At 52.2% G+C, this 24,855-nt stretch carries 22 protein-coding genes; 8 read left to right on the top strand and 14 right to left on the bottom strand.

All coding sequences use genetic code 11. The features are described 5' to 3' along the window. Nucleotides 1–18: 18 nt before the first annotated feature. Nucleotides 19–1,353 carry a hypothetical protein gene (locus tag J4613_RS00860; RefSeq protein WP_058145140.1) on the bottom strand — a complete coding sequence of 445 codons (1,335 nt, stop codon included), beginning with the start codon at nt 1,351–1,353 and terminating at the stop codon, nt 19–21. A gap of 3 nt (nt 1,354–1,356) precedes the next feature. Further along, a complete protein-coding gene (gene pepT, locus J4613_RS00855; RefSeq protein ID WP_000359414.1) occupies nt 1,357–2,586 on the bottom strand; it encodes a peptidase T in 1,230 nt (409 codons plus the stop codon). A gap of 250 nt (nt 2,587–2,836) precedes the next feature. Here pepT and potA point away from each other — a divergent pair, with 250 nt between their 5' ends. The 5 genes from potA to potD all read left to right on the top strand — a co-directional run bounded on the left by potA (nt 2,837) and on the right by potD (nt 8,325). Further along, nucleotides 2,837–3,973 (top strand): spermidine/putrescine ABC transporter ATP-binding protein PotA, encoded by a 1,137-nt coding sequence (gene potA, locus J4613_RS00850; RefSeq protein WP_000531607.1) that lies wholly within the window; start codon nt 2,837–2,839, stop codon nt 3,971–3,973. Beyond that, nucleotides 3,957–4,820: a spermidine/putrescine ABC transporter permease PotB gene (potB, locus tag J4613_RS00845; protein WP_111742381.1), complete on the top strand. Its 864-nt coding sequence runs from the start codon at nt 3,957–3,959 to the stop codon at nt 4,818–4,820. Before potA ends, potB begins: the two co-directional genes overlap by 17 nt. A gap of 328 nt (nt 4,821–5,148) precedes the next feature. Next, nucleotides 5,149–6,159, top strand: a complete 1,011-nt coding sequence (gene sifA / locus J4613_RS00840; RefSeq protein WP_023237052.1) for an SPI-2 type III secretion system effector SifA — start codon at nt 5,149–5,151, stop codon at nt 6,157–6,159. A gap of 315 nt (nt 6,160–6,474) precedes the next feature. Next, nucleotides 6,475–7,254: a spermidine/putrescine ABC transporter permease PotC gene (gene potC / locus J4613_RS00835; protein ID WP_000580299.1), complete on the top strand. Its 780-nt coding sequence runs from the start codon at nt 6,475–6,477 to the stop codon at nt 7,252–7,254. A gap of 24 nt (nt 7,255–7,278) precedes the next feature. Next, nucleotides 7,279–8,325: a spermidine/putrescine ABC transporter substrate-binding protein PotD gene (gene potD, locus J4613_RS00830; RefSeq protein WP_000759329.1), complete on the top strand. Its 1,047-nt coding sequence runs from the start codon at nt 7,279–7,281 to the stop codon at nt 8,323–8,325. 81 nt (nt 8,326–8,406) lie between these two features. On the opposite strand, the gene cobB is transcribed toward potD, so the two are convergent. From cobB to lolC, 5 genes are read right to left on the bottom strand one after another with little or no spacing between them, the layout of a single operon-like run. Further along, nucleotides 8,407–9,228, bottom strand: a complete 822-nt coding sequence (cobB, locus tag J4613_RS00825) for a Sir2 family NAD+-dependent deacetylase (protein ID WP_001191856.1) — start codon at nt 9,226–9,228, stop codon at nt 8,407–8,409. An 18-nt stretch (nt 9,229–9,246) separates the two neighbouring features. Then, nucleotides 9,247–10,158, bottom strand: coding sequence for an N-acetylglucosamine kinase (nagK, locus tag J4613_RS00820; protein ID WP_000291338.1), 912 nt, complete (start codon nt 10,156–10,158; stop codon nt 9,247–9,249). A gap of 28 nt (nt 10,159–10,186) precedes the next feature. Next, complete coding sequence (lolE, locus tag J4613_RS00815) at nt 10,187–11,431, bottom strand: lipoprotein-releasing ABC transporter permease subunit LolE (RefSeq protein ID WP_000168091.1); 1,245 nt, start codon at nt 11,429–11,431, stop codon at nt 10,187–10,189. After that, the gene (gene lolD, locus J4613_RS00810) at nt 11,431–12,132 is read right to left on the bottom strand and encodes a lipoprotein-releasing ABC transporter ATP-binding protein LolD (RefSeq protein WP_001033714.1); all 702 of its coding nucleotides are present in this window, start codon (nt 12,130–12,132) and stop codon (nt 11,431–11,433) included. The genes lolE and lolD overlap by 1 nt, the downstream gene beginning before the upstream one ends. Then, nucleotides 12,125–13,324, bottom strand: a complete 1,200-nt coding sequence (gene lolC / locus J4613_RS00805; protein WP_001518787.1) for a lipoprotein-releasing ABC transporter permease subunit LolC — start codon at nt 13,322–13,324, stop codon at nt 12,125–12,127. Before lolC ends, lolD begins: the two co-directional genes overlap by 8 nt. A gap of 337 nt (nt 13,325–13,661) precedes the next feature. Between lolC and mfd the strand changes: the two genes are divergently transcribed. Beyond that, nucleotides 13,662–17,108, top strand: coding sequence for a transcription-repair coupling factor (gene mfd, locus J4613_RS00800; RefSeq protein ID WP_001114323.1), 3,447 nt, complete (start codon nt 13,662–13,664; stop codon nt 17,106–17,108). Nucleotides 17,109–17,255: 147 nt separating this feature from the next. Continuing rightward, nucleotides 17,256–18,221 carry a L,D-transpeptidase family protein gene (locus J4613_RS00795; protein WP_021294471.1) on the top strand — a complete coding sequence of 322 codons (966 nt, stop codon included), beginning with the start codon at nt 17,256–17,258 and terminating at the stop codon, nt 18,219–18,221. 96 nt (nt 18,222–18,317) lie between these two features. Here the strand turns inward: J4613_RS00795 and bhsA are convergent, their stop codons facing one another. Beyond that, complete coding sequence (bhsA, locus tag J4613_RS00790; protein WP_000800159.1) at nt 18,318–18,575, bottom strand: multiple stress resistance protein BhsA; 258 nt, start codon at nt 18,573–18,575, stop codon at nt 18,318–18,320. Nucleotides 18,576–18,816: 241 nt separating this feature from the next. Here bhsA and comR point away from each other — a divergent pair, with 241 nt between their 5' ends. Next, entirely contained in the window at nt 18,817–19,452 is a 636-nt protein-coding gene (comR, locus tag J4613_RS00785) for a TetR family copper-responsive transcriptional repressor ComR (protein ID WP_000205986.1), read from the top strand. Between the two features lie 73 nt (nt 19,453–19,525). On the opposite strand, the gene J4613_RS00780 is transcribed toward comR, so the two are convergent. The 6 genes from J4613_RS00780 to lpoB all read right to left on the bottom strand — a co-directional run bounded on the left by J4613_RS00780 (nt 19,526) and on the right by lpoB (nt 24,849). Continuing rightward, complete coding sequence (locus tag J4613_RS00780; RefSeq protein ID WP_001043449.1) at nt 19,526–20,065, bottom strand: glycine zipper 2TM domain-containing protein; 540 nt, start codon at nt 20,063–20,065, stop codon at nt 19,526–19,528. A gap of 178 nt (nt 20,066–20,243) precedes the next feature. Further along, nucleotides 20,244–21,548, bottom strand: a complete 1,305-nt coding sequence (gene ndh / locus J4613_RS00775) for an NADH-quinone dehydrogenase (RefSeq protein ID WP_000211053.1) — start codon at nt 21,546–21,548, stop codon at nt 20,244–20,246. Nucleotides 21,549–21,802: 254 nt separating this feature from the next. Beyond that, nucleotides 21,803–22,345 (bottom strand): alpha/beta hydrolase YcfP, encoded by a 543-nt coding sequence (ycfP, locus tag J4613_RS00770; protein ID WP_000587945.1) that lies wholly within the window; start codon nt 22,343–22,345, stop codon nt 21,803–21,805. 24 nt (nt 22,346–22,369) lie between these two features. Beyond that, complete coding sequence (nagZ, locus tag J4613_RS00765; RefSeq protein ID WP_000529340.1) at nt 22,370–23,395, bottom strand: beta-N-acetylhexosaminidase; 1,026 nt, start codon at nt 23,393–23,395, stop codon at nt 22,370–22,372. 10 nt (nt 23,396–23,405) lie between these two features. Beyond that, on the bottom strand, nt 23,406–24,230 hold the full coding sequence (gene thiK, locus J4613_RS00760) for a thiamine kinase (RefSeq protein WP_001257316.1): 825 nt from the start codon (nt 24,228–24,230) through the stop codon (nt 23,406–23,408). Next, on the bottom strand, nt 24,211–24,849 hold the full coding sequence (gene lpoB, locus J4613_RS00755) for a penicillin-binding protein activator LpoB (protein ID WP_000164355.1): 639 nt from the start codon (nt 24,847–24,849) through the stop codon (nt 24,211–24,213). The genes thiK and lpoB overlap by 20 nt, the downstream gene beginning before the upstream one ends. Nucleotides 24,850–24,855: the final 6 nt, after the last annotated feature.

Below are 24,855 nucleotides of genomic sequence, written 5' to 3'. Positions count from 1 at the left end.
CCGCCGGGCTGACGCAAACTATCCACAACGATCGCCGCCAGGGTTGGCGACATCGTTATATTGCGGATCGCCCGGATAAAGCGAGTGGGCCATTCGATGGCGAAATGACATTTGCCGATAGCGCCGCGCCTGCGCGTTATCTCCAAGACCTTCGGCAATATTAGCCAGTTGCTGTAATCGTTCATACTGCATCTTTGCTGGATAAGCTACGGCATCAAGCGTAAAGGCGCGTTCCGCAAAGTCTTTTGCTTGTTCAAGTTCTTGATTACTCTGATAAATCAGCGAAATACCATACAACACCATTGATACGTCAGACTGCCGACGTTTATATTCTGCCAGCAATGGGAGATAGAGGGAGGTACTGTCCAGGTCGATGTTTTCGGGCAAATAAAAGCGTAATCGTGATATTACCGTCGCCATTGGCGTTAAACGGCTCTGGTAATACGCGATAAGTTTAAGGTAGAGATCTTTCGCTTCCTTATAATGATGGCCCTGTGCATAAAAGCCAGCAAGATTATTGCTGTCAACCGTCATTTCGCCGAATTCGGCGCCATAAAGCGTTTGCTCAATTTTTAGCGCCTGACTTAGCGCATTAATCGCCTCGCTAATATGCCCTGCATTATAAGCAATATCCGCTTTCTGCTGCAAAAAAGAGGCGACGCGCTCACGATTATCCCAGGTTTTATCCCGTAAAATAACGCCCAGCCACTGCTGCTCCGTTGCGTCTATCTTCGCCAAATAATAGGCTTTACGCGCACTATCACATTCGACATCCCGCTCCTCCAGCGCATCAGAATAAGCGTCGCGCATCCTGTTTAAGGTATAAACCAATGCTTCCGTCGATGCCTTTTTGTCTTTAAGACGCCACGTTAATGCCTGCTCTTGCCAGGCTATCCGCTGACGGTAATCAACCTTGATCTCGTATCGCCACTGCTCTGTCGGTGAATACTCTATATGGCGATCGTCACCGTAAACATAAAAGGCCGCCAGGTGTTCAAACATATCGGCCCGATCGCCCGGATAAGTGCCCGCCGGAAATGTTTTCATGATTGCCCACGCTCGCAGCAGCATTTGCGGCGTTAACTCCGGTTTACCCAGCCATTGATAAATATCGCTTTGTAATAGCAGGCTACGAACAAGCTGTATTGAGCGTTTGCCATATTGCTGCGAGGCCAGCCTCACCGCATCATCAATAAACGTCATGCAGGTTTCATCGCCAGTCATAAAACATGCTGCAGATTGTTGCTGGCGCTGGGACCAGGAAGGCGTATATTCGGCGCTCCAGGCAGAAAAATTTATGGCGGAAAATATCCCGCCATAAATAATAAAACGCTTCACCACAATGCGTAACATTCGCTACTGCCCGCGCTTAGCCGTCAGCTCCGCGATACGCACAATCACCTGTACCGCTTTTTCCATCCCCTCCAGCGTCACAAACTCATGTTTACCATGATAGTTATATCCGCCGGTAAAGAGATTAGGACATGGCAGACCCATAAACGACAGTTGCGCCCCGTCTGTACCGCCGCGAATCGGTTTCATCTCCGGCGTAATATGACAGTCGCGCATGGCCTGCTGGGCGATATCGAGAATATGCGGATGTTCAACTACTTTTTCGCGCATATTGTAATAACTGTCTTCAATCACCAGTTCGATATAGCAGTCCGGATGCAGCCCCTTACCGACTTTTTTGGCAATCTCCATCATTTTGCGTTTACGCGCTTCAAACTGCTTACGGTCGAAATCGCGAATGATGTAGTGCATTTCGGCCCGGTCAACGGTGCCTTTCATGCTGGCCAGATGATAAAACCCTTCGTAACCTTCGGTGGTTTCAGGCGCTTCATCCGCCGGCACTTCCGCGTGAATCCTCGCCGCCAACGACAGCGCATTGACCATCACGCCTTTTGCCGTACCGGGATGCACGTTATTGCCGACGATTTTGATATTCACCGAGGCGGCATTGAAGTTTTCAAACTCCAGTTCGCCCACGCCGCCGCCGTCGACCGTATAGGCCCACTGCGCGCCAAAGGCCTCAACATCGAAGTGCTTCGCGCCTTTCCCTACCTCTTCGTCAGGCGTAAACGCCACTTTAATTTCACCGTGGGGAATAGGATTACCTTTCAGCACCGCCAGCGCGGTCATGATCTCCGCAACGCCGGCTTTATCGTCCGCGCCCAGCAATGTCTTACCATCGGTAGTAATCAGCGTCTGTCCCAGTAATTGATGCAGTACCGGGAACATCACGGGTGACAACACCTCATCGCCAATCCCTAATGCTATATCGCCGCCGCGATAATTCTCGACAATCTGCGGGTTAACGTTTTTACCGCTGAAATCCGGAGAGGTATCCACATGGGAGATAAAACCAATGGCGGGAATATCCCCCTCAACATTGGCCGGGAGCGTCGCCATCAACGTCCCTTTTTCACTTAATGTAATGTTAACCAGCCCCATCTCTTCGAGCTGCTGTTTGAGCAAACGTAGTAACTTCCACTGCCCCTCAGTGCTGGGAACCTGCCGAACACCCGACTTTGATTGGGTATCCAGCGATACGTAGTGTAAAAAACGCTCAAGTAGTTTATCCATGCAGTCACCCTCACTTTTCGTGACAACATTATTAATAAGCAAGAAAAGACAAATATTGCGTCAGGTCACTTTTATCCCTGCAAACAAGAATATTTCACTTTGACACGCTTTCTGACTATAAAGCTAAGTCAGTAATTCGCAACAAGGATTGGCGATCACAGTGGTTTGCCGTAGAATGACCGCCCTCATTAAGAGTGATTAAGGTGGTTAACCACAAACCCCGCAGCGGTCAGCCATCCGTTGCGTTTACATGGGACAGAGTAAGAAATTGAATAATCAACCGCGTTCGCTTTCACCGCTGGTGCTTTTGTCGGGAATTAGCAAAAGTTTCGATGGCAAAGAGGTCATTTCACAGCTGGATTTGACCATTAACAATGGCGAATTCCTCACGCTGCTTGGCCCTTCCGGCTGCGGTAAAACAACCGTTCTTCGCCTGATTGCCGGCCTGGAAACCGTTGATGCCGGGCATATCATGTTGGATAACCAGGATATCACCCACGTTCCCGCCGAAAATCGTTATGTAAATACCGTATTTCAAAGCTACGCTTTATTTCCGCATATGACGGTGTTTGAAAATGTCGCGTTTGGCTTACGAATGCAAAAAACGCCAGCCGCCGAGATAGCGCCTCGCGTGACCGATGCGCTGCGTATGGTGCAGCTTGAAGAGTTTGCACAACGTAAACCGCACCAGCTTTCCGGCGGACAGCAGCAGCGTGTGGCTATCGCTCGCGCGGTGGTGAATAAACCTCGCCTGTTATTACTGGATGAATCGCTTTCCGCGCTGGACTATAAATTGCGCAAGCAAATGCAGAACGAGCTTAAAGCATTACAGCGTAAACTCGGTATCACGTTTGTTTTTGTCACTCACGATCAGGAAGAAGCGCTCACCATGTCCGATCGTATCGTGGTAATGCGTAATGGCGTGATTGAGCAAGACGGCACGCCGCGTGAAATCTATGAAGAGCCAAAAAACCTGTTTGTCGCCGGTTTTATCGGCGAAATTAACCGCTTTGACGCAACCGTCATTGAACGGCTTGATGAACAGCGCGTCCGCGCCAGCGTAGAAGGTCGGGAGTGCAATATATACGTCAATTTCGCTGTCGAACCAGGCCAAAAACTGAACGTCCTGCTGCGACCGGAAGATCTACGCGTCGAAGAGATCAACGATGATAACCACATCGAAGGGCTTATCGGCTACGTGCGCGAGCGCAATTATAAAGGTATGACGCTGGAGTCGGTGGTTGAACTGGAAAATGGCAAAATGGTGATGGTCAGCGAATTCTTCAACGAAGACGATCCTGACTTCGACCATTCACTTGACCAAAAAATGGCCATTAGTTGGGTAGAAAGCTGGGAGGTCGTACTGGCTGATGAAGAACACAAGTAAATTCCAGAATGTAGTGATTGTCACTATCGTCGGTTGGCTTGTGTTGTTTGTTTTTCTGCCCAACCTGATGATCATTGGCACCAGCTTTCTGACCCATGACGACGCCAGTTTCGTCAAGATGGTCTTTACGCTGGATAACTACGCGCGCCTGCTCGATCCGCTCTATTTTGAAGTGCTCCTGCACTCTCTGAATATGGCGCTGATCGCCACCCTCTCCTGCCTGGTGCTGGGCTATCCTTTTGCCTGGTTTCTGGCGAAGTTACCGGAAAAGATACGTCCGTTATTGCTGTTTTTGCTGATTGTTCCTTTCTGGACCAACTCACTGATCCGCATCTATGGGCTGAAAATATTCCTGAGCACTAAAGGTTATCTCAATGAATTCCTGCTGTGGCTGGGCGTGATTGATACACCGATTCGCATCATGTTCACCCCGAGCGCCGTTATTATCGGCCTGGTTTACATTTTGCTGCCATTTATGGTCATGCCGCTCTACTCCAGCATTGAGAAGCTCGACAAACCACTACTGGAGGCCGCACGCGATCTCGGCGCCAGTAAAATGCAAACGTTCATCCGCATCATTATTCCATTAACCATGCCGGGCATTGTCGCCGGTTGCCTGCTCGTGATGCTACCGGCAATGGGCCTGTTCTACGTCTCCGATTTAATGGGTGGCGCGAAAAACCTGCTGATTGGTAACGTCATTAAGGTACAGTTCCTGAATATTCGCGACTGGCCGTTTGGCGCGGCTACCAGCATTACGCTGACCATTGTGATGGGACTCATGCTATTGATTTACTGGCGGGCTTCCCGCTTATTGAATAAGAAGGTGAGTGATATAAGCGATTAATTGCGCAACGCTAACAAATCCACACGCATCCAGGCATGAAGTTTATTCAAGGGTAAACTTCATGCCTCCGGCATAAAAAACGCATGAAAGCAGTTGCCGCCAGTATTGCAAATCTACAACATCATCCGCGCCAGGCCTTCTTTTATTTTTACCTGTAGCGACGCTATCACAGACAGTAATGCGTTTATACGCGAAGCTCTCAGGTTTTATACTGATTGTCAGTCTCTTTTAAAAATTATATTACATCCGATGCGCCCGCAGTTGAGATAAAAAGGGTCGATTTAATCAATTATGTAGTCATTTTTACTCCAGTTTAAGTGAGATTAATATGCCGATTACTATAGGGAATGGTTTTTTAAAAAGTGAAATCCTTACCAACTCCCCAAGGAATACGAAAGAAGCATGGTGGAAAGTTTTATGGGAAAAAATTAAAGACTTCTTTTTTTCTACTGGCAAAGCAAAAGCGGACCGTTGTCTACATGAGATGTTGTTTGCCGAACGCGCCCCCACACGAGAGCGGCTTACAGAGATTTTTTTTGAGTTGAAAGAGTTAGCCTGCGCATCGCAAAGAGATAGATTTCAGGTTCATAATCCTCATGAAAATGATGCCACCATTATTCTTCGCATCATGGATCAAAACGAAGAGAACGAATTGTTACGTATCACTCAAAATACCGATACCTTTAGCTGTGAAGTCATGGGGAATCTTTATTTTTTAATGAAAGATCGCCCGGATATTTTAAAATCGCATCCACAAATGACGGCCATGATTAAGAGAAGATATAGCGAAATCGTAGACTACCCCCTCCCTTCGACATTATGTCTCAATCCTGCTGGCGCGCCGATATTATCGGTTCCATTAGACAACATAGAGGGGTATTTATATACTGAATTGAGAAAAGGACATTTAGATGGGTGGAAAGCGCAAGAAAAGGCAACCTACCTGGCAGCGAAAATTCAGTCCGGGATTGAAAAGACAACGCGCATTTTACACCATGCGAATATATCCGAAAGTACTCAGCAAAACGCATTTTTAGAAACAATGGCGATGTGTGGATTAAAACAGCTTGAAATACCACCACCGCATACCCACATACCTATTGAAAAAATGGTAAAAGAGGTTTTACTGGTGGATAAGACGTTTCAGGCGTTCCTCGTAACGGATCCCAGCACCAGCCAAAGTATGTTAGCTGAGATAGTCGAAGCCATCTCTGATCAGGTTTTTCACGCCATTTTTAGAATAGACCCCCAGGCTATACAAAAAATGGCGGAAGAACAGTTAACCACGCTACACGTTCGCTCAGAACAACAAAGCGGCTGTTTATGTTGTTTTTTATAAAATCAGACGACGCTTTCTCAGACGTCACGTTCAGGGTTTACTCACGTACTTCCTGTTTGCCTACTGAGTAACCTCTTGCCAGGCGCAATAATGCCGCATATGACCGGATCGGATGAGAATAGTCATTTAAATGGCCTTTTTTTCCCGCTCGTCTGGCAATTTGTTGTAAAATTCGCGGCTTCAAGCGGCAGCTTGCTTCTTCCTGGCTGCTGATAACCGCGAGACGTTTTGGAGAGATTTTGGAGAAGAGAAAAAATTGATCATTTTCAATACTCTAAAAGCACCCCATCCTCTGAATAAGAAGGTGGAACTTGAATGATCGGTCGGCTGCTCCGTGGCGGTTTCATGACTGCCATCTATGCGTATCTGTATATTCCCATCATTATTCTGATCGTGAACTCCTTCAACAGTTCGCGGTTCGGCATTAACTGGCAGGGCTTTACCACTAAATGGTACGAACTACTGGTCAATAACGACAGTCTGTTGCAGGCCGCTCAACATTCACTGACGATGGCGATTTTTTCAGCGACCTTCGCCACGTTGATTGGCTCGTTAACCGCGGTGGCGCTTTATCGCTACCGCTTTCGCGGGAAACCATTCGTCAGCGGGATGCTGTTTGTAGTAATGATGTCGCCGGATATCGTGATGGCGATCTCCCTGCTGGTGCTGTTTATGTTACTCGGCATTCAACTGGGCTTTTGGTCGTTGCTGTTCTCACACATCACCTTTAGCCTGCCGTTTGTGGTCGTCACGGTCTATTCGCGCCTGAAAGGCTTTGATGTCAGAATGCTGGAAGCCGCAAAAGACCTGGGGGCCAGTGAGGTAACGATTTTACGCAAAATCATTCTGCCGCTGGCGATGCCGGCAGTGGCGGCGGGCTGGTTGCTGAGCTTTACGTTGTCGATGGACGATGTAGTGGTCTCGTCGTTTGTCACCGGGCCGGGCTATGAAATTTTACCCTTAAAGATTTATTCCATGGTAAAAGTCGGCGTTTCACCAGAAGTGAACGCGCTGGCGACCGTTTTATTGGTGCTGTCTCTGGTAATGGTCATTGCCAGCCAGCTTATTGCTCGTGATAAAACCAAGGGCCGATAAGGCCCGTAATTCAGGGGACGTTAAATGAAAAAATGGTCACGCCACCTGCTCGCGGCGGGCGCCCTGGCGCTGGGTATGAGTGCCGCTCATGCCTCCGACAACGACACGCTCTATTTCTATAACTGGACTGAGTATGTACCGCCGGGCCTGCTGGAACAGTTCACTAAAGAGACAGGCATTAAGGTGATTTATTCGACCTACGAGTCGAACGAAACCATGTATGCCAAACTCAAAACCTATAAAGATGGCGCGTATGACCTGGTTGTTCCTTCTACATACTATGTCGACAAAATGCGCAAAGAAGGCATGATTCAGAAGATCGATAAGTCGAAATTAACCAATTTCCACAACCTCGATCCGGAAATGCTCAACAAACCGTTTGACCCCAACAACGATTATTCTGTTCCGTATATCTGGGGCGCAACGGCGATTGGCGTGAACAGCGATGCTATCGATCCAAAAACCATTACCAGCTGGGCTGATTTGTGGAAACCGGAATATAAAAACAGCCTGCTTTTAACCGACGATGCGCGAGAAGTCTTCCAGATGGCGCTGCGCAAGCTAGGTTATTCCGGTAACACTACCGATCCGAAAGAGATCGAAGCGGCATATGAAGAGTTGAAAAAACTGATGCCGAACGTAGCGGCCTTCAACTCCGATAATCCGGCGAATCCGTATATGGAAGGGGAAGTCAATCTGGGGATGGTGTGGAACGGTTCGGCCTTCGTTGCTCGTCAGGCTGGCACGCCGCTGGAGGTCGTCTGGCCGAAAGAAGGCGGTATTTTCTGGATGGATAGCCTGGCTATTCCGGCAAACGCGAAAAATAAAGAGGGCGCGCTGAAGCTAATCAACTTCCTGCTGCGTCCTGACGTCGCGAAAGAGGTGGCAGAAACCATCGGCTACCCTACCCCCAACCTGGCGGCGCGTAAGCTGTTAAGCCCGGAGGTCGCCAATGATAAGTCGCTCTATCCGGATGCGCAAACCATCAGCAAAGGCGAGTGGCAAAACGATGTCGGCGACGCCAGCGCCATTTATGAAGAGTATTATCAGAAGCTAAAAGCAGGACGCTAATTCAGCCAAAGCGCCTGTCGGGCCTACAGATGAACGTAACGTGAAATGTAGGCCGGATAAGGCGTTACCGGGCAAACAGCACTACAGCCCTTTCAGGAATTTATCAACAAATTCCGGCACAACCTGGCTTGCCGGGCCGTAGTGCTTCTCTTCAAACTCGCTGCCGACCTGGCTTGGCTCAAGATTCAGTTCCACCGTATGTGCGCCGTGCAGTTTTGCTTCATGCACAAAACCCGCAGCCGGATAGACATGACCGGATGTGCCAATGGCGATAAAAATATCCGCCATCGACAGCGCCATATAAATTTCATCCATGCCAAGCGGCATCTCGCCAAACCACACCACGTGCGGACGTAGCGGCGCCGGGAACTGGCAGCAGTGACATTTATCTTCCGGCATCACATCGCCGTTCCATTCCAGAATCTGGCCGCTTTGCGAACAGCGCACCTTCAACAGCTCGCCATGCATATGAATGATGTTGCGATTGCCCGCGCGTTCATGCAAATTGTCGATGTTTTGCGTCACCAGCAAAAAGCGATCGCCAAGCGCTTCTTCAAGCTTCGCTAACGCCAGATGCGCCGCATTGGGTTGTATTTCCGGCTGTTGAAGCTGCTGACGGCGGGCATTATAAAATGTCTGCACCAGCCCCGGATTACGGGCGAATCCTTCCGGCGTTGCCACGTCTTCAACCCGATGCTCTTCCCAAAGGCCATCCGCCGCGCGAAACGTACGAATACCAGACTCTGCAGAAATTCCTGCACCTGTAAGGACTAATACTCTTGGGTTTTCCATCATTTCCGGCACCACTCTGTCTCTGAAAAAGATCCGCTGGCGCAGACGTTCACGCAACAGACGTTTATTTTTACGAAAGCGGCTTAATCGATGAAACCGACGCGACTGCATAACAACCTCTTTTTTTGATTAGTCGGTAAGATGTAAAAAAGCAGCACCGCGCATCCCACCTGCATCCCCATGCCGCGCACGCTCAATGCGCGGCGCGCGGGCAACAGGGAGGAGATGGCGCGGCAGTCTTTCCGCCAGTTGCGTTGTTATTGCCGTAAAGTTCGATAGTCCGCCGCCGATCACCAATAAATCGGGATCGACAATCGTCAGTATATTCCCCAGACAAACCGCCAGTAAATCCAGATAGCGCTCAACATGCGCGTGCGCCTGCTCATCGCCCTGCTCCCACAACGCGATAATCTCCGGCGCCTGCAGCGATTGATCATAATAATGCTGATATAGCCACGCAAACCCGCGCCCGGACAGATAATTCTCAATGCAGCCCATCTGACCGCATCCACAACGGCGGAGAGGAAAATCAAACCCCATCAACGTTAGCGCGTCAACCGGCAAACGCATATGGCCAAACTCGCCGGTGATATAGCTCTGACCGGTAATCGGCTTCCCGTTTAGCACCAGGCCACCGCCGACGCCGGTGCCGAGGATAAGCCCCATAACCAAAGGATATTGCGTGAATTCATCATCCCAGGCTTCGGACAAGGCAAAACAGTTAGCGTCATTGTCCAGACGCACATCGCGATCCAGTCGGGCGCTGAGATCGGCGCGCAACGGCTTACCGCTGGCTGCCGGGACATTCGCGGCGTACAGCGTGCCGTCTTCGGTTTCCGGCATACCGGGTATGCCAATCCCTACCGACCCTTTTACGCCAAATCGCTGGTCGGCTTCCTCGACCAGTTCGCATACGGCGTCTAAAAAGGCGCTATAGCTGGTATGGGGCGTGGGAACCCGTTTTTCCCACTGCAGCCGCCGCGTTGAGTCAAATACGCCTAACGCAATCTTTGTTCCGCCAATGTCAAACCCGTAATACATCACCGCTCCTTGTTTTTATATTCCGCGATTACTGGCCGCTCAATACTCGCGCAGGGTCAATGTTGCTCGCCCGCCGCGCCGGATACCAGCTCGCCAGTAAGCTTAACAACAACGCTGTGACCAGTACGTAAACAACGTCCAGCCAATGTAATTCGGATGGCAGGAAGTCGATAAAATAGATATCGCCGGACAAAAACTGATGCCCGATCGCCTTTTCAATCCCATTAATAATGGCGGTAAGCTGAAGCGAAACGACAACGCCGATCGCCACGCCAATCAAGCTGCCCAGCAAGCCCGCCAGTAGCCCGTACCAGACGAAAATGGCACGAATCAAACCATCTTTCGCCCCCAGCGTTCTTAATACCGCAATGTCGCCGCTTTTGTCTTTTACCGCCATCACTAAGGTGGAAACGATATTAAAACAGGCCACGCCGATCACCAGAATCATCGCCAGATACATAATGGCGCGAATCATCTGGATATCGCGATACATATAGCCGTAGGTGCCGATCCAGCTCTTAATGTAGACATAGCTGTTAGTCACTTCACCCGCGTCACGCACCAGTTTGTTCGCATTAAACACGTCGTGGACTTTAAGCGCGATACCGGAAACGCTGGACCCCATATCCAGATACTGCTGCGCATCCTCAAGCGGGATCATGGCGAAGCTGTGATCGAGCTGGCCGCTCAGTTGCAGAATCCCGATGACATGCAAACGCACGCGTTTGGGCTGGAGCAGCTTATGGTCGGCATTCGCATTGGGGATCATGATGGACACCCAGTCGCCCTGTTTCACGTTCAGCGCATCGGCGACGCCTTTACCGATAATGATCTGCTGCTCGCCCGCTTTGAAATGATCCCAGGCGTGATTTTGCACAAATGACGGTAACGCGCTAAGCTGCTGCTCTTGCTTAGGGTCGACGCCTTTAACCTGAATGGCGCGCAAATTCGCCCCGCTCTCTACCAGGCCGGTAAAATTGATATACGGCGCGGCGGCGGCAATGCCCGGCACCTTCTGCACTTTTGCCAGCGCTTCACGCCAGTTGGTCCACGGCTGATTGACTGCTTCAATCTCCCCGTGTGGAACCACCGCCAGAATACGGTTATTCAACTCGCGTTCGAAACCGTTCATCGCGCTTAAACCGACAATCAACACCGCCACGCCCAGCGCGATACCGATGGTAGAAATGACGGAAATGAGCGAAACCATACCGCCGCGCCGCCGTCCACGGCTGAAACGCAAGCCAATTAACAATGATAAAGGCGACGCCATTACTCCGCCCCCATCAGGCTCAGTTCCGCCGTCAGGCGACCATCGCGCATCTCAAGCTGGCGGCTCATACGTTTCGCCAGTTGCAAATCGTGAGTCACCACCAGAAACGCGGTTCCCTGCAGACGATTTAACTCGCCCAGAAGCTCAAAAATACTGTCGGCATTACGCGCATCCAGATTACCGGTCGGCTCATCCGCCAGTACCAGACGCGGGTTATTCACCAACGCGCGCGCTATCGCGACACGCTGGCGCTCACCGCCGGAAAGTTCCGAAGGTCGATGGGTTGCGCGATGCTCCAGCCCTACGGCGTGCAGCATTTCTCGCGCCCGAGCGTCAATCTCCGCCGGTTTCTTTTTGCCAATCAATAATGGCATCGCCACGTTTTCCAGCGCCGTAAAATCCGGCAGGAGATGATGAAACTGATAGATAAACCCCAGTTTCTGGTTACGTAATTCCGCTTTTGCCGCAGAAGAGAGTTTGCTCATCGGCTGGCCGCTAAAAATCACATCGCCAGAGGTAGGCGTATCCAGCCCGCCTAACAGATGCAGCAACGTACTTTTACCCGAACCGGAACTGCCGACGATCGCCATCATTTCGCCTTCGCCGATACTGAAGCTGACATCGTGCAACACGTCGGTTTGTACGGTGCCTTCCTGATAGCGTTTGCACAGGTTGTCGCATTGCAACAGGATCTTATTCATAACGTAAAGCCTCAGCGGGTTGAGTGGCGGCAGCGCGCCAGGAAGGATAAAGCGTAGAAAGCAGCGCGATGGCCATTGCCACCAGCGCGATAACGATCACCTGTAACGGCTCTATCGCCACGGGCAACGCAGCGCCATCCAGAAACGCGCCGATGATCGGCATCAGGTTATTCAGTTGACTGGCAAGCAATGCGCCCAGCGCAGCGCCCAACAGCGCGCCAATAATCCCGGCGCTGGCGCCCTGCACCATAAAGACCATCATAATTTGTCGCGGCGTCAGCCCTTGAGTTTGTAAAATCGCCACTTCACCCTGCTTCTCCATGACCATCAGGCCCAACGAAGTAATTATGTTAAAAGCCGCGACCGCCACGATGAGGCTCAGCAACAATCCCATCATGTTCTTTTCCATGCGCACAGCCTGGAACAACTCGCCTTTGCGTTCGCGCCAGTCCTGCCACTTCGTGCCTTGCGGCAGCGTCTGTTGGCTGAGGGTATCGACTTGCAGCGGTTCATCCAGCCACAGACGCCAGCCGGTAATATTGCCTGCCGGATAGCGCATTAAACGGGACGCGTCCTGAATATTGACCAGCATTTCATAGCCATCGACCTCGCTATTGGCGGCAAATGTGCCAATCACCGTAAACAGACGCTGACTGGGCAGGCGTCCCATTGGCGTAAACTGGCTGGCAGATGGCACCATTAGCCGAATCTGATCGCCGCGGTTGACCCCTAACTGTCCGGCGAGCTGCTCGCCGAGGATGACATTATACTTACCCGGCTGTAATTCGCTTTGCTTCACATTGACCAGATACGGCGTTAATGGATCTTTTTGCGCCGGATCGATACCTAACATCACGCCAACCGCAACGCTACGCGCGCTTTGCAGTACGACATCGCCCGTCGTCAGCGGCGCAATACGGTTAACGCCTTGCAGATTCACCGCTTTTTCCGGCATCTGATTCGGGTTAAGAGAACCATGTTCAGCAGAGAGGATGGCCTGAGGCATCAAACCAAGAATGTTATTTTGCAGTTCGCGCTCAAAACCGTTCATCACCGACAATACCGTGACCAGCGCCATCACCCCCAGGGTAATGCCGATAGTGGAAAGCCAGGAAACGAAGCGACCGAAGCGATCTGCTGCACGCCCGCGCATGTAACGCAGGCCAATGAATAGAGCGACAGGTTGATACATGTAATCCGTCTGGTTGCTGTTAGCAAAGTCCCGAGTATATAAGCGAAAGCGGAATGCGTAAATGTCTGAACCGTAAGAGTTCGTCAGCGTTATTCTGAAAAAGGCCGACAAATCAAGTCACTTACATGTTCATACTTTACCTGTTCGGCGTGTTATCCGGCGGATTCAATTTGCTAATAAACAACGATCGCGGATAATAAAGAACATTGCTTATCAGTCATATGCCCCTGAATACCTGAGTCCTTCATGCTGTCCTGGCGCGCAGCCAACCATGAAACAGCCTGAAGGGTGACGCGTAGAGTGCGGCGTAAAACAAAAAGAGATACTGACAACCGTTATGCCTGAAAAACAACGTTACACGCTGCCGACAAAAGCGGGCGATCAGCGCCAGTTGGGCGAACTTACCGGTGCCGCCTGCGCTACGCTGGTGGCGGAGATAGCCGAACGCCATGCCGGTCCGGTGGTACTCATAGCGCCTGACATGCAAAATGCTCTGCGATTGCATGATGAAATCCGCCAGTTTACCGATCAGATGGTGATGAACCTGGCGGACTGGGAAACGCTACCGTATGACAGCTTCTCCCCGCATCAGGAAATTATCTCTTCGCGCCTGTCCACGCTCTACCAGTTGCCGTCGATGCAGCGCGGAGTCTTGATTGTACCGGTAAACACCCTGATGCAGCGCGTTTGTCCGCATAGCTATCTGCATGGTCATGCGCTGGTGATGAAAAAAGGCCAGCGGCTGTCCCGCGACGCTCTGCGCGCGCAGCTTGACAGCGCCGGTTATCGGCATGTCGATCAGGTGATGGAGCATGGCGAATACGCGACGCGCGGCGCGCTGTTGGATCTCTTTCCGATGGGCAGCGAACAGCCTTATCGCCTCGACTTTTTTGATGATGAAATCGACAGCCTGCGTCTGTTTGACGCGGATACCCAGCGTACGCTGGAGGAGGTCGAGGCCATCAATTTGTTGCCCGCGCACGAATTTCCTACCGACAAAGCCGCTATTGAGCTTTTCCGTAGCCAGTGGCGCGATACCTTTGAGGTAAAACGCGACGCCGAGCACATCTATCAGCAGGTCAGCAAAGGCACTCTGCCCGCCGGGATCGAATACTGGCAGCCGCTCTTTTTCAGCGAACCGTTACCGCCATTATTTAGCTATTTCCCCGCCAATACTCTGGTGGTGAATACTGGCTCGCTGGAAACCAGCGCCGAACGCTTTCAGGCCGATACGCTGGCGCGTTTTGAAAATCGCGGCGTCGATCCTATGCGCCCGCTTTTGCCGCCGGAAGCCCTCTGGCTACGGGTAGATGAGCTCTTTTCCGAGCTTAAACGCTGGCCTCGCCTCCAGCTTAAAACCGACCATCTGCCGGAAAAAGCCGCCAATACCAATCTTGGTTTCCAGAAATTACCGGATTTGGCTATCCAGGCACAGCAGAAAGCGCCGCTGGACGCGCTGCGTAAGTTCCTCGAATCTTTCAGCGGTCCGGTGATTTTTTCGGTGGAAAGCGAAGGACGCCGCGAAGCGCTGGGAGAGCTCCTGGCCCGCATAAAAATCGCGCCGAAGCGGATATTACGCCTGGACGAGGCGCAGGATGCGGGACGCTATCTGATGATTGGCGCCGCAGAACATGGCTTTATCGACACCCAACGCAATCTGGCGCTGATTTGTGAAAGCGATCTCTTGGGTGAGCGGGTGGCGCGTCGCCGCCTGGATTCCCGCCGCACGATCAACCCGGATACGTTGATTCGTAACCTGGCGGAGCTCCACGTCGGTCAACCGGTAGTGCATCTGGAGCACGGCGTCGGACGCTATGCCGGCATGACCACTCTGGAGGCTGGCGGCATCAAGGGTGAATATCTGATGCTCACCTACGCCAATGACGCCAAACTGTATGTGCCGGTTTCCTCATTGCATCTGATTAGCCGCTATGCCGGCGGCGCGGAAGAAAGTGCGCCGCTGCATAAACTGGGCGGCGACGCCTGGTCGCGCGCCCGGCAGAAAGCGGCGGAAAAAGTGCGCGATGTCGCAGCGGAACTGTTGGATATTTATGCGCAACGGGCGGCAAAAGAGGGTTTTGCCTTTAAGCATGATCGTGAGCAGTATCAGTTATTCTGCGACAGCTTCCCGTTTGAAACGACGCCCGATCAGGCACAGGCGATTAACGCCGTATTGAGCGATATGTGCCAACCGCTGGCGATGGACAGGCTGGTGTGCGGCGACGTCGGCTTCGGCAAAACCGAAGTGGCGATGCGCGCCGCGTTCCTGGCGGTGGAAAACCATAAACAGGTGGCGGTACTGGTGCCGACTACGCTGCTGGCGCAGCAACACTATGACAACTTCCGCGACCGTTTCGCCAACTGGCCGGTACGCATTGAGATGCTGTCTCGCTTTCGCAGTGCCAAAGAGCAGACGCAAATCCTGGCGGAAGCCGCCGAGGGTAAGATCGATATTCTGATCGGTACGCATAAACTGCTACAAAGCGATGTGAAGCTGCGCGACCTCGGCCTGCTGATTGTCGATGAAGAGCACCGTTTCGGCGTGCGCCACAAAGAGCGAATTAAGGCGATGCGCGCCGATGTCGATATTCTGACGCTCACGGCGACGCCGATCCCGCGGACGCTGAATATGGCGATGAGCGGTATGCGCGATCTCTCCATTATCGCCACCCCCCCTGCCCGTCGTCTGGCGGTAAAAACCTTTGTCCGCGAGTATGATAGCCTGGTAGTAAGGGAAGCGATTCTGCGTGAAATCCTGCGCGGCGGTCAGGTTTACTATTTGTACAATGACGTCGAAAATATTCAGAAAGCCGCAGAGCGGCTGGCGGAACTGGTGCCGGAAGCGCGAATCGCTATAGGCCACGGGCAGATGCGCGAACGTGAGCTGGAACGGGTCATGAATGATTTCCACCATCAACGTTTTAACGTGCTGGTGTGTACTACCATTATCGAAACGGGGATCGACATTCCCACCGCTAACACGATCATCATTGAACGCGCGGATCATTTCGGCCTCGCGCAGTTGCACCAGCTGCGTGGCCGCGTTGGGCGCTCGCACCACCAGGCCTACGCCTGGCTGTTGACGCCACATCCTAAGGCCATGACCACCGATGCGCAAAAACGGCTGGAGGCGATTGCGTCGCTGGAGGATTTAGGCGCCGGGTTTGCGCTGGCGACTCACGATCTGGAGATCCGCGGCGCGGGCGAACTGCTTGGCGAAGAGCAAAGCGGCTCAATGGAAACCATCGGCTTCTCACTCTACATGGAATTGCTGGAAAACGCCGTCGATGCGCTGAAAGCAGGCCGCGAACCCTCGCTGGAAGATCTCACCAGTCAGCAAACGGAAGTCGAGCTGCGAATGCCGTCGTTACTGCCGGATGATTTTATTCCGGATGTTAATACCCGGCTGTCATTCTATAAACGCATTGCCAGCGCGAAGAACGAAAACGAGCTGGAGGAGATCAAAGTGGAATTGATCGATCGCTTCGGCCTGTTGCCCGATCCGGCGCGTAATCTGCTGGATATCGCCCGCCTGCGCCAACAGGCGCAAAAGCTCGGCATCCGAAAACTGGAGGGTAACGAGAAAGGTGGAACGATTGAGTTCGCCGAGAAAAACCACGTTGACCCCGCCTGGCTTATCGGGTTACTGCAAAAACAGCCGCAGCATTTCCGTCTGGATGGCCCGACGCGCCTCAAGTTTATTCAGGATTTAAGCGAACGTAAAACGCGTATAGACTGGGTACGCCAGTTCATGCAGCAACTGGAAGAAAACGCTATTGCATAAGCGTCAGGCCGGGCGTTATTACTCTGCGTCCGGCCTAATCTTTACAAATTCTTTGCACTTCCCTGCAGTTCCAGACACAGCCAACCGCCATAATTCTTATTTCCTCTTTTATAAAAATAACCACATAATAATCATGGGTTTATTATAATGTTCAACAATACGCGACTCTCTCGCTGGTGGGCGTTGTTTGCGCTTACCGCGACCATCATGCTTGCCCTTCCCGCGCAGGCGAATACGTGGCCTCTTCCGCCCCCCGGCAGTCGACTGGTGGGAGAAAATAAATTCCATGTCGTTGAAGACGACGGCGGCTCGCTGGAGGCGATCGCCAAAAAATATAACGTGGGCTTTTTAGCCCTGTTACAGGCCAACCCCGGCATTGATCCTTACGTGCCACGCGCAGGCAGCGTGCTGACGATTCCGCTGCAAACGCTGCTACCGGACGCGCCACGTGAAGGGATTGTCATTAACCTCGCGGAATTACGGCTTTACTATTATCAACCGGGGAAAAATACGGTCACGGTCTACCCTATCGGGATTGGCCAACTGGGCGGCGATACCCTGACGCCAACGATGGTGACGACCATTTCGGATAAACGCGCCAATCCAACCTGGACGCCGACCACCAATATTCGCGCCCGTTATAAAGCGCAAGGCATCGATCTCCCCGCCGTGGTGCCTGCCGGTCCCGATAACCCAATGGGGCATCACGCGATTCGTTTAGCGGCCTACGGCGGCGTCTATCTGTTACATGGCACGAATGCCGATTTTGGCATTGGTATGCGCGTCAGTTCCGGCTGTATCCGTCTGCGCGACGGTGATATAGAGACATTGTTCCGTCAAGTCACGCCGGGAACCAAAGTGAATATTATCAATACGCCGATTAAAGCCTCGGTGGAGCCAGGCGGCGTGCGACTGGTGGAAGTTCATCAGCCGCTGTCTAAAAATATAGGCGACGATCCGCAGGTGTTGCCGATTGTGCTGAATGGCCCGATGCAGACTTTTAAGGACGCGCCGCAGACCGACGCCGCGGTGATGGAACATGTTATGGAAGTGCGCTCCGGAATGCCGGTGGATGTAACCCGTCAAGCAGAGGCGAAACCGCAGTCGCTGTAAGCGTGAATAGCTGACCGACAAAAAAGCCTCGCGATGCATCGCGAGGCTTTCTTTTTTTATTGTGGCAATCGCAGCGGCATTAATGAGGGTTAATGCTTACTTATAGATTACCGCCGTACCGTGAAGGGTATTCGGGCCGGTAACAGAGGTAATACGGAAAGACTTCGCCCCCATCTCCTGCGCTTTTTGCGCCAGCTGATCTTCCAGCGAGCCCAGATTCGTGCCGCCATTCGCGGAAATGGTGCCGAACTTCTGTTGACCTTCTGGCGTTGCCTGAACTTCAACGGCGGCGAAGCTGGCGAATGAGAGCGAACTCAGTACCGCAGCAGCGATGAGGGTTTTTACGTTTTTCATAGTGATGACCTTTAGCAGATGAATGGGTGTCGTAAGCATTAACTTAACGATCGATAAGTTAATCATAGATGTGATCTACATCACACGTCAACTTCTTTTTATAATGATCGTTATATAATTTATAAAGATGTTATTTTTCATGTGAATAGAATTGATTTATTTTTCTAATGAATACTCTGGAGCCAGAAGTGGTTTGTTTTTATAATAGAGAGACCGCTCTTTAAACAGGTACAACGGCATCATGACAACGGATACCACGAGTTGCGCGAAGAAAAGCCGTGGCCGACCAAAAGTGTTCGACAGGGAAGCCGCGCTTGATAAGGCCATGACTCTCTTCTGGCAGCACGGCTATGAAGCAACTTCGCTTGCCGATCTCGTAGAGGCTACCGGGGCGAAAGCGCCTACTCTCTATGCGGAATTCACTAATAAAGAAGGATTATTTCGCGCTGTCCTGGATCGCTACATCACTCGCTTTGCCTCAAAGCACGAAGCCCAGCTCTTTTGTGAAGAGAAAAGCGTGGAATCGGCGCTGGAAGATTACTTCACAGAAATTGCCGCCTGCTTTACCAGTACAGACACGCCGGCTGGCTGCTTTATGATTAATACGTCCGCCACCCTCGCCGCCTCCTCGCGCGATATCGCCCGCACGGTAAAATCACGCCACGCCATGCAGGAACAGACGCTCATCCAGTTTCTGCGCCAACGTCAGGAGCGCGGTGAAATTCCGGCGCACTGTAACCCGCAGGCGCTCGCGGAATATATAAACTGTATTTTACAGGGAATGTCGATCAGCGCCCGTGAAGGAGCCACCTTCGAACAACTGATGCAAATTACGCGTACGACTCTGCGCATCTGGCCTGAACTACTTAAGTCCTGAACGACGCGGCTTCGGATAAAAAAAGCCCCTCAGCCTGAGCGAATGAGGGGCTAACTTGCAGAGTACAGCTTTTTTATGCTTTGTTATTCAGAACCAGTTGGCCATTGCCGTCGAGGGGAATTTGCGTTCCGGGGTCTTTATCCATGCGGATTTTGCCCTGCTGATCGCCAATTTTGTAGGTCACGTCGTAGCCAAGCATCTTTTCAGATTTGTCATACACCGTCTTACAGCGTTGCTGCGTGGTAGTGTAAGTATCACTTTCCTGCATTGACCCCTGGATTTGATTGCCAGCATAACCGCCGCCCAGCGCCCCGACGACCGTCGCCACATCTTTACCACGACCGCCGCCAAATTGATGTCCAATCACGCCGCCTGCTACTGCGCCAAGCACCGAGCCGGCAATACGGTTTTCGTCCTGAACCGGTCTGCGATGCGTGACCGTGACATTACGGCACTCCTGACGCGGCGTTTTTACCGTCTCTTTAATCGGTTTAGCCGATATCACCTGCGCATATTGCGGACCACGATCAAATACGTTGAGACTGGCCACTGCCGCCACACCCAGCGCAGCCGCTACGCCAATCCCTATACCCGCCAACATTGATTTATTCACGGGAGTTCCTCCTTCGTTGCTATTGGTAACAATTTTGCAACCAGTATGCGAACAAAGCCAATCGGAATGAGGATGAAAAATGCGGGATGAGGCGGTAAAGCTGAAGGATTCGGACAACTCCGAAGCGAGTGATGGAGAAGCGCTCACCGGCGCGAGCAGCCGGTGAGACGCAGAGAAATTAATGCAGTTTCAGGCGCGGACGAATGACGCGGTTAATACTGCCCACCAGCATCATCAGGCCGGTTTTAAAGTATCCATGCAGCGCTATCTGGTGCATACGGTATAGCGAGATATACACGAAGCGGGCGATACGTCCTTCAATCATCATTGAACCGCGGGTCAGGTTCCCCATCAGACTACCCACGGTAGAGAAGTTGGACAGAGAGACCAGCGATCCATGATCTTTATACTGGTAAGCTTTCAGCGGTTTGCCATTCATCTGCGCCAGAATGTTATTCATCGCGCAGGTAGCCATCTGATGCGCCGCCTGAGCGCGAGGCGGCACAAAACCTCCCTCCGGACGTGCGCAGGAAGCGCAGTCGCCAATCGCATAAATATCAGGATCGCGCGTGGTTTGCAGCGTCGGTTCCACCACCAGTTGGTTAATGCGGTTCGTTTCCAGACCACCAATCTCTTTCATAAAATCTGGCGCTTTGATACCCGCCGCCCACACCATCAGATCGGCCTGAATATATTCACCTTCTTTCGTATGCAGACCGCCTTCGTCGGCGCTGGTGACCATAGTTTGCGTCAGCACGCGAACGCCCAGTTTGGTCAGTTCATTATGCGCGGCGCTGGAGATACGTGGCGGCAACGCAGGCAGAATACGCTCGCCAGCCTCAACCAACGTCACGTTCAGCGCGTCGTTGGTCAGCCCCTTATAACCATAGCTATGCAGCTGTTTTACCGCATTATGCAGTTCAGCCGACAGCTCAACCCCCGTCGCACCGCCGCCAACGATGGCGATATTGACCTTACCGTTCGCGCCCAGATTAGCCGAATACTTGAGGAACAGGTTCAGCATCTCCTGGTGAAAACGGCGCGCCTGATGCGGGTTATCGAGGAAGATACAGTGCTCTTTCACGCCCGGCGTGTTGAAATCATTAGAGGTGCTGCCCAGCGCCATCACCAGCGTGTCATACGCGATTTTGCGCTCCGGCACCAGCAGTTCGCCCTTTTCATCACGCAACTCGGCAATGGTGATGGTCTTCGCTTCGCGATCGATATCCATCACCGACCCCAGCTGGAACTGGAAACCATGATTACGCGCATGAGCCAGATAGCTCAGCGCATCCACGCCTTCGTCCAGAGAGCCAGTCGCCACTTCGTGCAGCAATGGTTTCCACAGATGGCTGTGATTTCTGTCTACCAGCGTGATTTTCGCTTTTTTCTTGCGCCCCAGTTTATGGCCTAACTGCGTCGCCATTTCCAGCCCGCCAGCGCCGCCGCCGACAATCACAATCTTTTTTAATGGTGTAGTCAACGTGACCCCCTTAAATTTATTAACCAATTGTTAATTAAAAGTTATTAGTATAGCCTTTAATTAACAACAAGTTACGTTAATGAGAATAAGCTTCTGATATGAGAATAGCATGAACGGTGCATTGGTCATACCAAAATTGATGTGCATCAAGTTTTCATGCTGAAAAGATAGACAGTTTGCGAGAATTGAGCATAAAAAAACCAGCCGCAAGGCTGGTTATCCGGTCACTGATAACGCCATATTGCCGGATGGCGTTACCCCAGCGTTTTAAACGCTTTGATACGTTGCAAGTGCGGCGAAATATTTTTGAATTTGTGAGTCTGTTCCTCATCCCACACAATTTCATAATACGGGTGAAGCGCTTGCGCTGAGCGTTGGCTGTCCAGCGCTTCGTCATGACGCGAGAGGATCACCAGACAACGATCGCGATTTTTTTCGCGAAAGTTGGTCACGCACTTTGTAGCGATGTCCGCATATTCTTCCGGGCGATCGATTTTCCCCTCCATGTTTTCATAGGGGAACAGGTTCGGGTTAAAAACCACCTGACGGATATCGCACAAAAAGCCAATCCGCTCCGCCCAGTAACCGCCCAGCCCCACGCCACAGATTAAAGGGCGCTCGTCCACATTCAACTGCAACATTTTGTCCACTTCTTTCAGCAGATGCTGCATATCGTGCTTAGGATGCCGCGTACTGTAGCTTACCAGCCGAACATCCGGGTCGATAAACTGTAATTGCAACACTTTTTCATGGTTGCCCGGACTATTTGAATCAAAACCGTGTAAATAAATAATCATCTGGCACCCTCACGAAAACTCGAGTTAATGACCTGCTTTTTCTTCCTGCCAGCGTTCATGTAACTGGTTGAGCTGGGCGCTGGCTGTTTTCCAGCGTGCTGAGTCCATGAGCTCCCGGCGTGAAAATGAACCTTTATGATACAAACGTGTAACACGTTCTGCTTTGATCGGCGACAGATTATCCAACACGCTGACTGCGCCTTTACGATTATTGCAGACCAGAATCATATCGCAACCCGCATCCAGCGACGCCTGAGCGCGCTCAGCATAGCTGCCCATAATCGCCGCGCCCTCCATCGACAGATCGTCGGAGAAAATGACGCCATCAAAGCCTAACTCCTGACGCAGCACCGTTTTCAGCCAGTACGGCGAACCGCTTGCCGGACGCGGATCGATAGCGCGGTAGATCACGTGGGCAGGCATAATCGCATCCAGTTTATTCTCGCTAATCAGCGTGCGGAACACCGACATATCTTTGCCACGGATGTCCGTTTCAGGACGTGGATCGCACGGCGTCTCTTTGTGGGAGTCCGCCGTGACCGCGCCGTGGCCGGGGAAATGCTTACCGGTCGTTTTCATCCCGGCGTCATGCATGCCGTCAATAAAGCGTGTTGCCATTGCCAACGCTTTTGCGGGATCGGCATGATAAGAACGCTCGCCAATTGCCGCGCTGATATGCCCGACGTCCAGCACTGGCGCAAAACTGATATCAATATCCATCGCGATCATTTCGCTGGCCATCAGCCACCCTGCCTCCTGCGCCAGTCGTCCCCCCTCTTCCAGCCCATGCAGCGCAAAAAAAGATTGCGCCGCGGGCAGGCGGGTAAACCCTTCACGGAAACGCTGTACGCGCCCGCCTTCCTGATCGACGGCCACCACCAGATGGTTACGCGATGCCGCCCGAATCTGGCGCACTAATTCGCGCAGCTGTTCCGGGTCATGGTAATTACGCGTGAACAGAATAAGCCCGCCAACCAGCGGATGCGCCAGTATCTCGCGCTCCTCCGCATCCAGCTCACATCCTTCGACATTCAACATTACTGGGCCCACACTGCTCTCCTTATCCTTTCATACGTAGCTGACGCCAGGTTTCATCGGCCAGCCTGATAAATTGTTGCTCGCCGGTTTGTCGCCAGCGGTATTCGAACCACCCTGCTTTTAGCATAATGACCCAGGGGTGCCATAATCGTATCTGTCGCCATAGCTGCCGGGCGTCGATTCGCGCGCACGCGGCATAAGCGTTTGCCAGTTGTCGGTGCTGGCGTTCATCCTCAACCCATACTGCCGCCAGCTCCAACGCAATATCGCCGTCACCGGCATACTCCCAGTCAATCAGTCTCAACCCGGCGGACGTTAATACTATATTGTCGCCATGGACATCCATATGCAAAGGCGCGAGCCGCAGCGGGCGAGGTTCACCGTTTTTTTGCAACTGTTTGAGCCGCCGCAACCAAAACGGCGTACGCCTTGCCGGATCGCAACACGACCAGTACTGCGCCAATAGTGGCGATAGCGCGATACGCCAGCCAAAACGCGGCTGTTGATGCAAATGATACAGTAAGGCCGCCAGTTCGTCGGCATCTGGCAGAGCGGAATTTACCACACCATGCAGATATTCTACCGCCATCCAGCCTGGCGTATAAAAAAGCGCTCGCGGCGCAAGACTGGCCGGCAATTGGGATAAGGCGCGGTAATGACGTAAAAAATGGGCTGGTGGAGCGTCGGGGTCGTGATGACGGCGCAGCACGACACGGTGAGTATCGTGGGCAATAATACAGCTCCCGCCGCTTAGCCCCTGCGATGCGGCGACGGCGGGACGATACTGGGGAAAATAGCGCGACAGGATCTCGTCGCGCATTAAGGGATTATTGTTGTTGGACCGCACCTTTACCTGACCAGATTATCTCGCCAGTTTGCACCAGCATTAACTGCATCTGTAATGCAGGCGCGTTAACGTTACCGGATGCGCTGGAGTAAAGTACATATTGCGCCCCGACATTGCGCGCAATGCCAATAGCTTTACTGCGCGTTCCCAGACTATCCTGCGGAGACAACCCTAACTGCTGTTTTGCCATCGCGAGTTGCTGTACGGAGACCAGCGTAAATTTACCGTTGTTCGCCAGCGCATTACGTAACGTTTCCGTTGCCTCGTTCGCATTTAACGACCCATTCGTCCGGTTATTCACGCTGTCAACAAGCAATACGCTTCCGGCCGTCACGCCATCAGCCTGCAACATTTTGCTGACCAGCGGTTGCATCGCGCCGTTCCAGTCATAGTGGCGCACCTTAGGCGCTGGCTGGCCCGTTTGATCTTCATGTTCGATCGGCCCCGGTTGCTGTGGAATGGTTGGCACAGACGGCACAACAGGAGGTTGCGGTGGCTGCGCGGGTTGTTCTGGCGCTGGTTTTACCTCTTCAACTGGCGCAGGTTGACGTTGCGCCATACACCCGGAGAGAAATATCGCCAGCGCAGCAATGGCGGCGTAGCGATGCATTTTTGTCATCAAAAT

Source organism: Salmonella sp. 32020114201800008SM, assembly GCF_017572025.1.
Lineage (GTDB): Bacteria > Pseudomonadota > Gammaproteobacteria > Enterobacterales > Enterobacteriaceae > Salmonella > Salmonella enterica.
The sequence above is the reverse complement of the archived record's forward strand: the minus strand, read 5'-3'. Positions and strand labels throughout refer to the sequence as shown.

Bases quoted from the DNA above. Each gene is read 5' to 3' on its own strand.
- J4613_RS00860 (WP_058145140.1), bottom strand. From the start codon at position 1,353: ATGTTACGCATTGTGGTGAAGCGTTTTATTATTTATGGCGGGATATTT.
- pepT (WP_000359414.1), bottom strand. From the start codon at position 2,586: ATGGATAAACTACTTGAGCGTTTTTTACACTACGTATCGCTGGATACC.
- potA (WP_000531607.1), top strand. From the start codon at position 2,837: ATGGGACAGAGTAAGAAATTGAATAATCAACCGCGTTCGCTTTCACCG.
- potB (WP_111742381.1), top strand. From the start codon at position 3,957: ATGAAGAACACAAGTAAATTCCAGAATGTAGTGATTGTCACTATCGTC.
- sifA (WP_023237052.1), top strand. From the start codon at position 5,149: ATGCCGATTACTATAGGGAATGGTTTTTTAAAAAGTGAAATCCTTACC.
- potC (WP_000580299.1), top strand. From the start codon at position 6,475: ATGATCGGTCGGCTGCTCCGTGGCGGTTTCATGACTGCCATCTATGCG.
- potD (WP_000759329.1), top strand. From the start codon at position 7,279: ATGAAAAAATGGTCACGCCACCTGCTCGCGGCGGGCGCCCTGGCGCTG.
- cobB (WP_001191856.1), bottom strand. From the start codon at position 9,228: ATGCAGTCGCGTCGGTTTCATCGATTAAGCCGCTTTCGTAAAAATAAA.
- nagK (WP_000291338.1), bottom strand. From the start codon at position 10,158: ATGTATTACGGGTTTGACATTGGCGGAACAAAGATTGCGTTAGGCGTA.
- lolE (WP_000168091.1), bottom strand. From the start codon at position 11,431: ATGGCGTCGCCTTTATCATTGTTAATTGGCTTGCGTTTCAGCCGTGGA.
- lolD (WP_001033714.1), bottom strand. From the start codon at position 12,132: ATGAATAAGATCCTGTTGCAATGCGACAACCTGTGCAAACGCTATCAG.
- lolC (WP_001518787.1), bottom strand. From the start codon at position 13,324: ATGTATCAACCTGTCGCTCTATTCATTGGCCTGCGTTACATGCGCGGG.
- mfd (WP_001114323.1), top strand. From the start codon at position 13,662: ATGCCTGAAAAACAACGTTACACGCTGCCGACAAAAGCGGGCGATCAG.
- J4613_RS00795 (WP_021294471.1), top strand. From the start codon at position 17,256: ATGTTCAACAATACGCGACTCTCTCGCTGGTGGGCGTTGTTTGCGCTT.
- bhsA (WP_000800159.1), bottom strand. From the start codon at position 18,575: ATGAAAAACGTAAAAACCCTCATCGCTGCTGCGGTACTGAGTTCGCTC.
- comR (WP_000205986.1), top strand. From the start codon at position 18,817: ATGACAACGGATACCACGAGTTGCGCGAAGAAAAGCCGTGGCCGACCA.
- ycfP (WP_000587945.1), bottom strand. From the start codon at position 22,345: ATGATTATTTATTTACACGGTTTTGATTCAAATAGTCCGGGCAACCAT.
- lpoB (WP_000164355.1), bottom strand. From the start codon at position 24,849: ATGACAAAAATGCATCGCTACGCCGCCATTGCTGCGCTGGCGATATTT.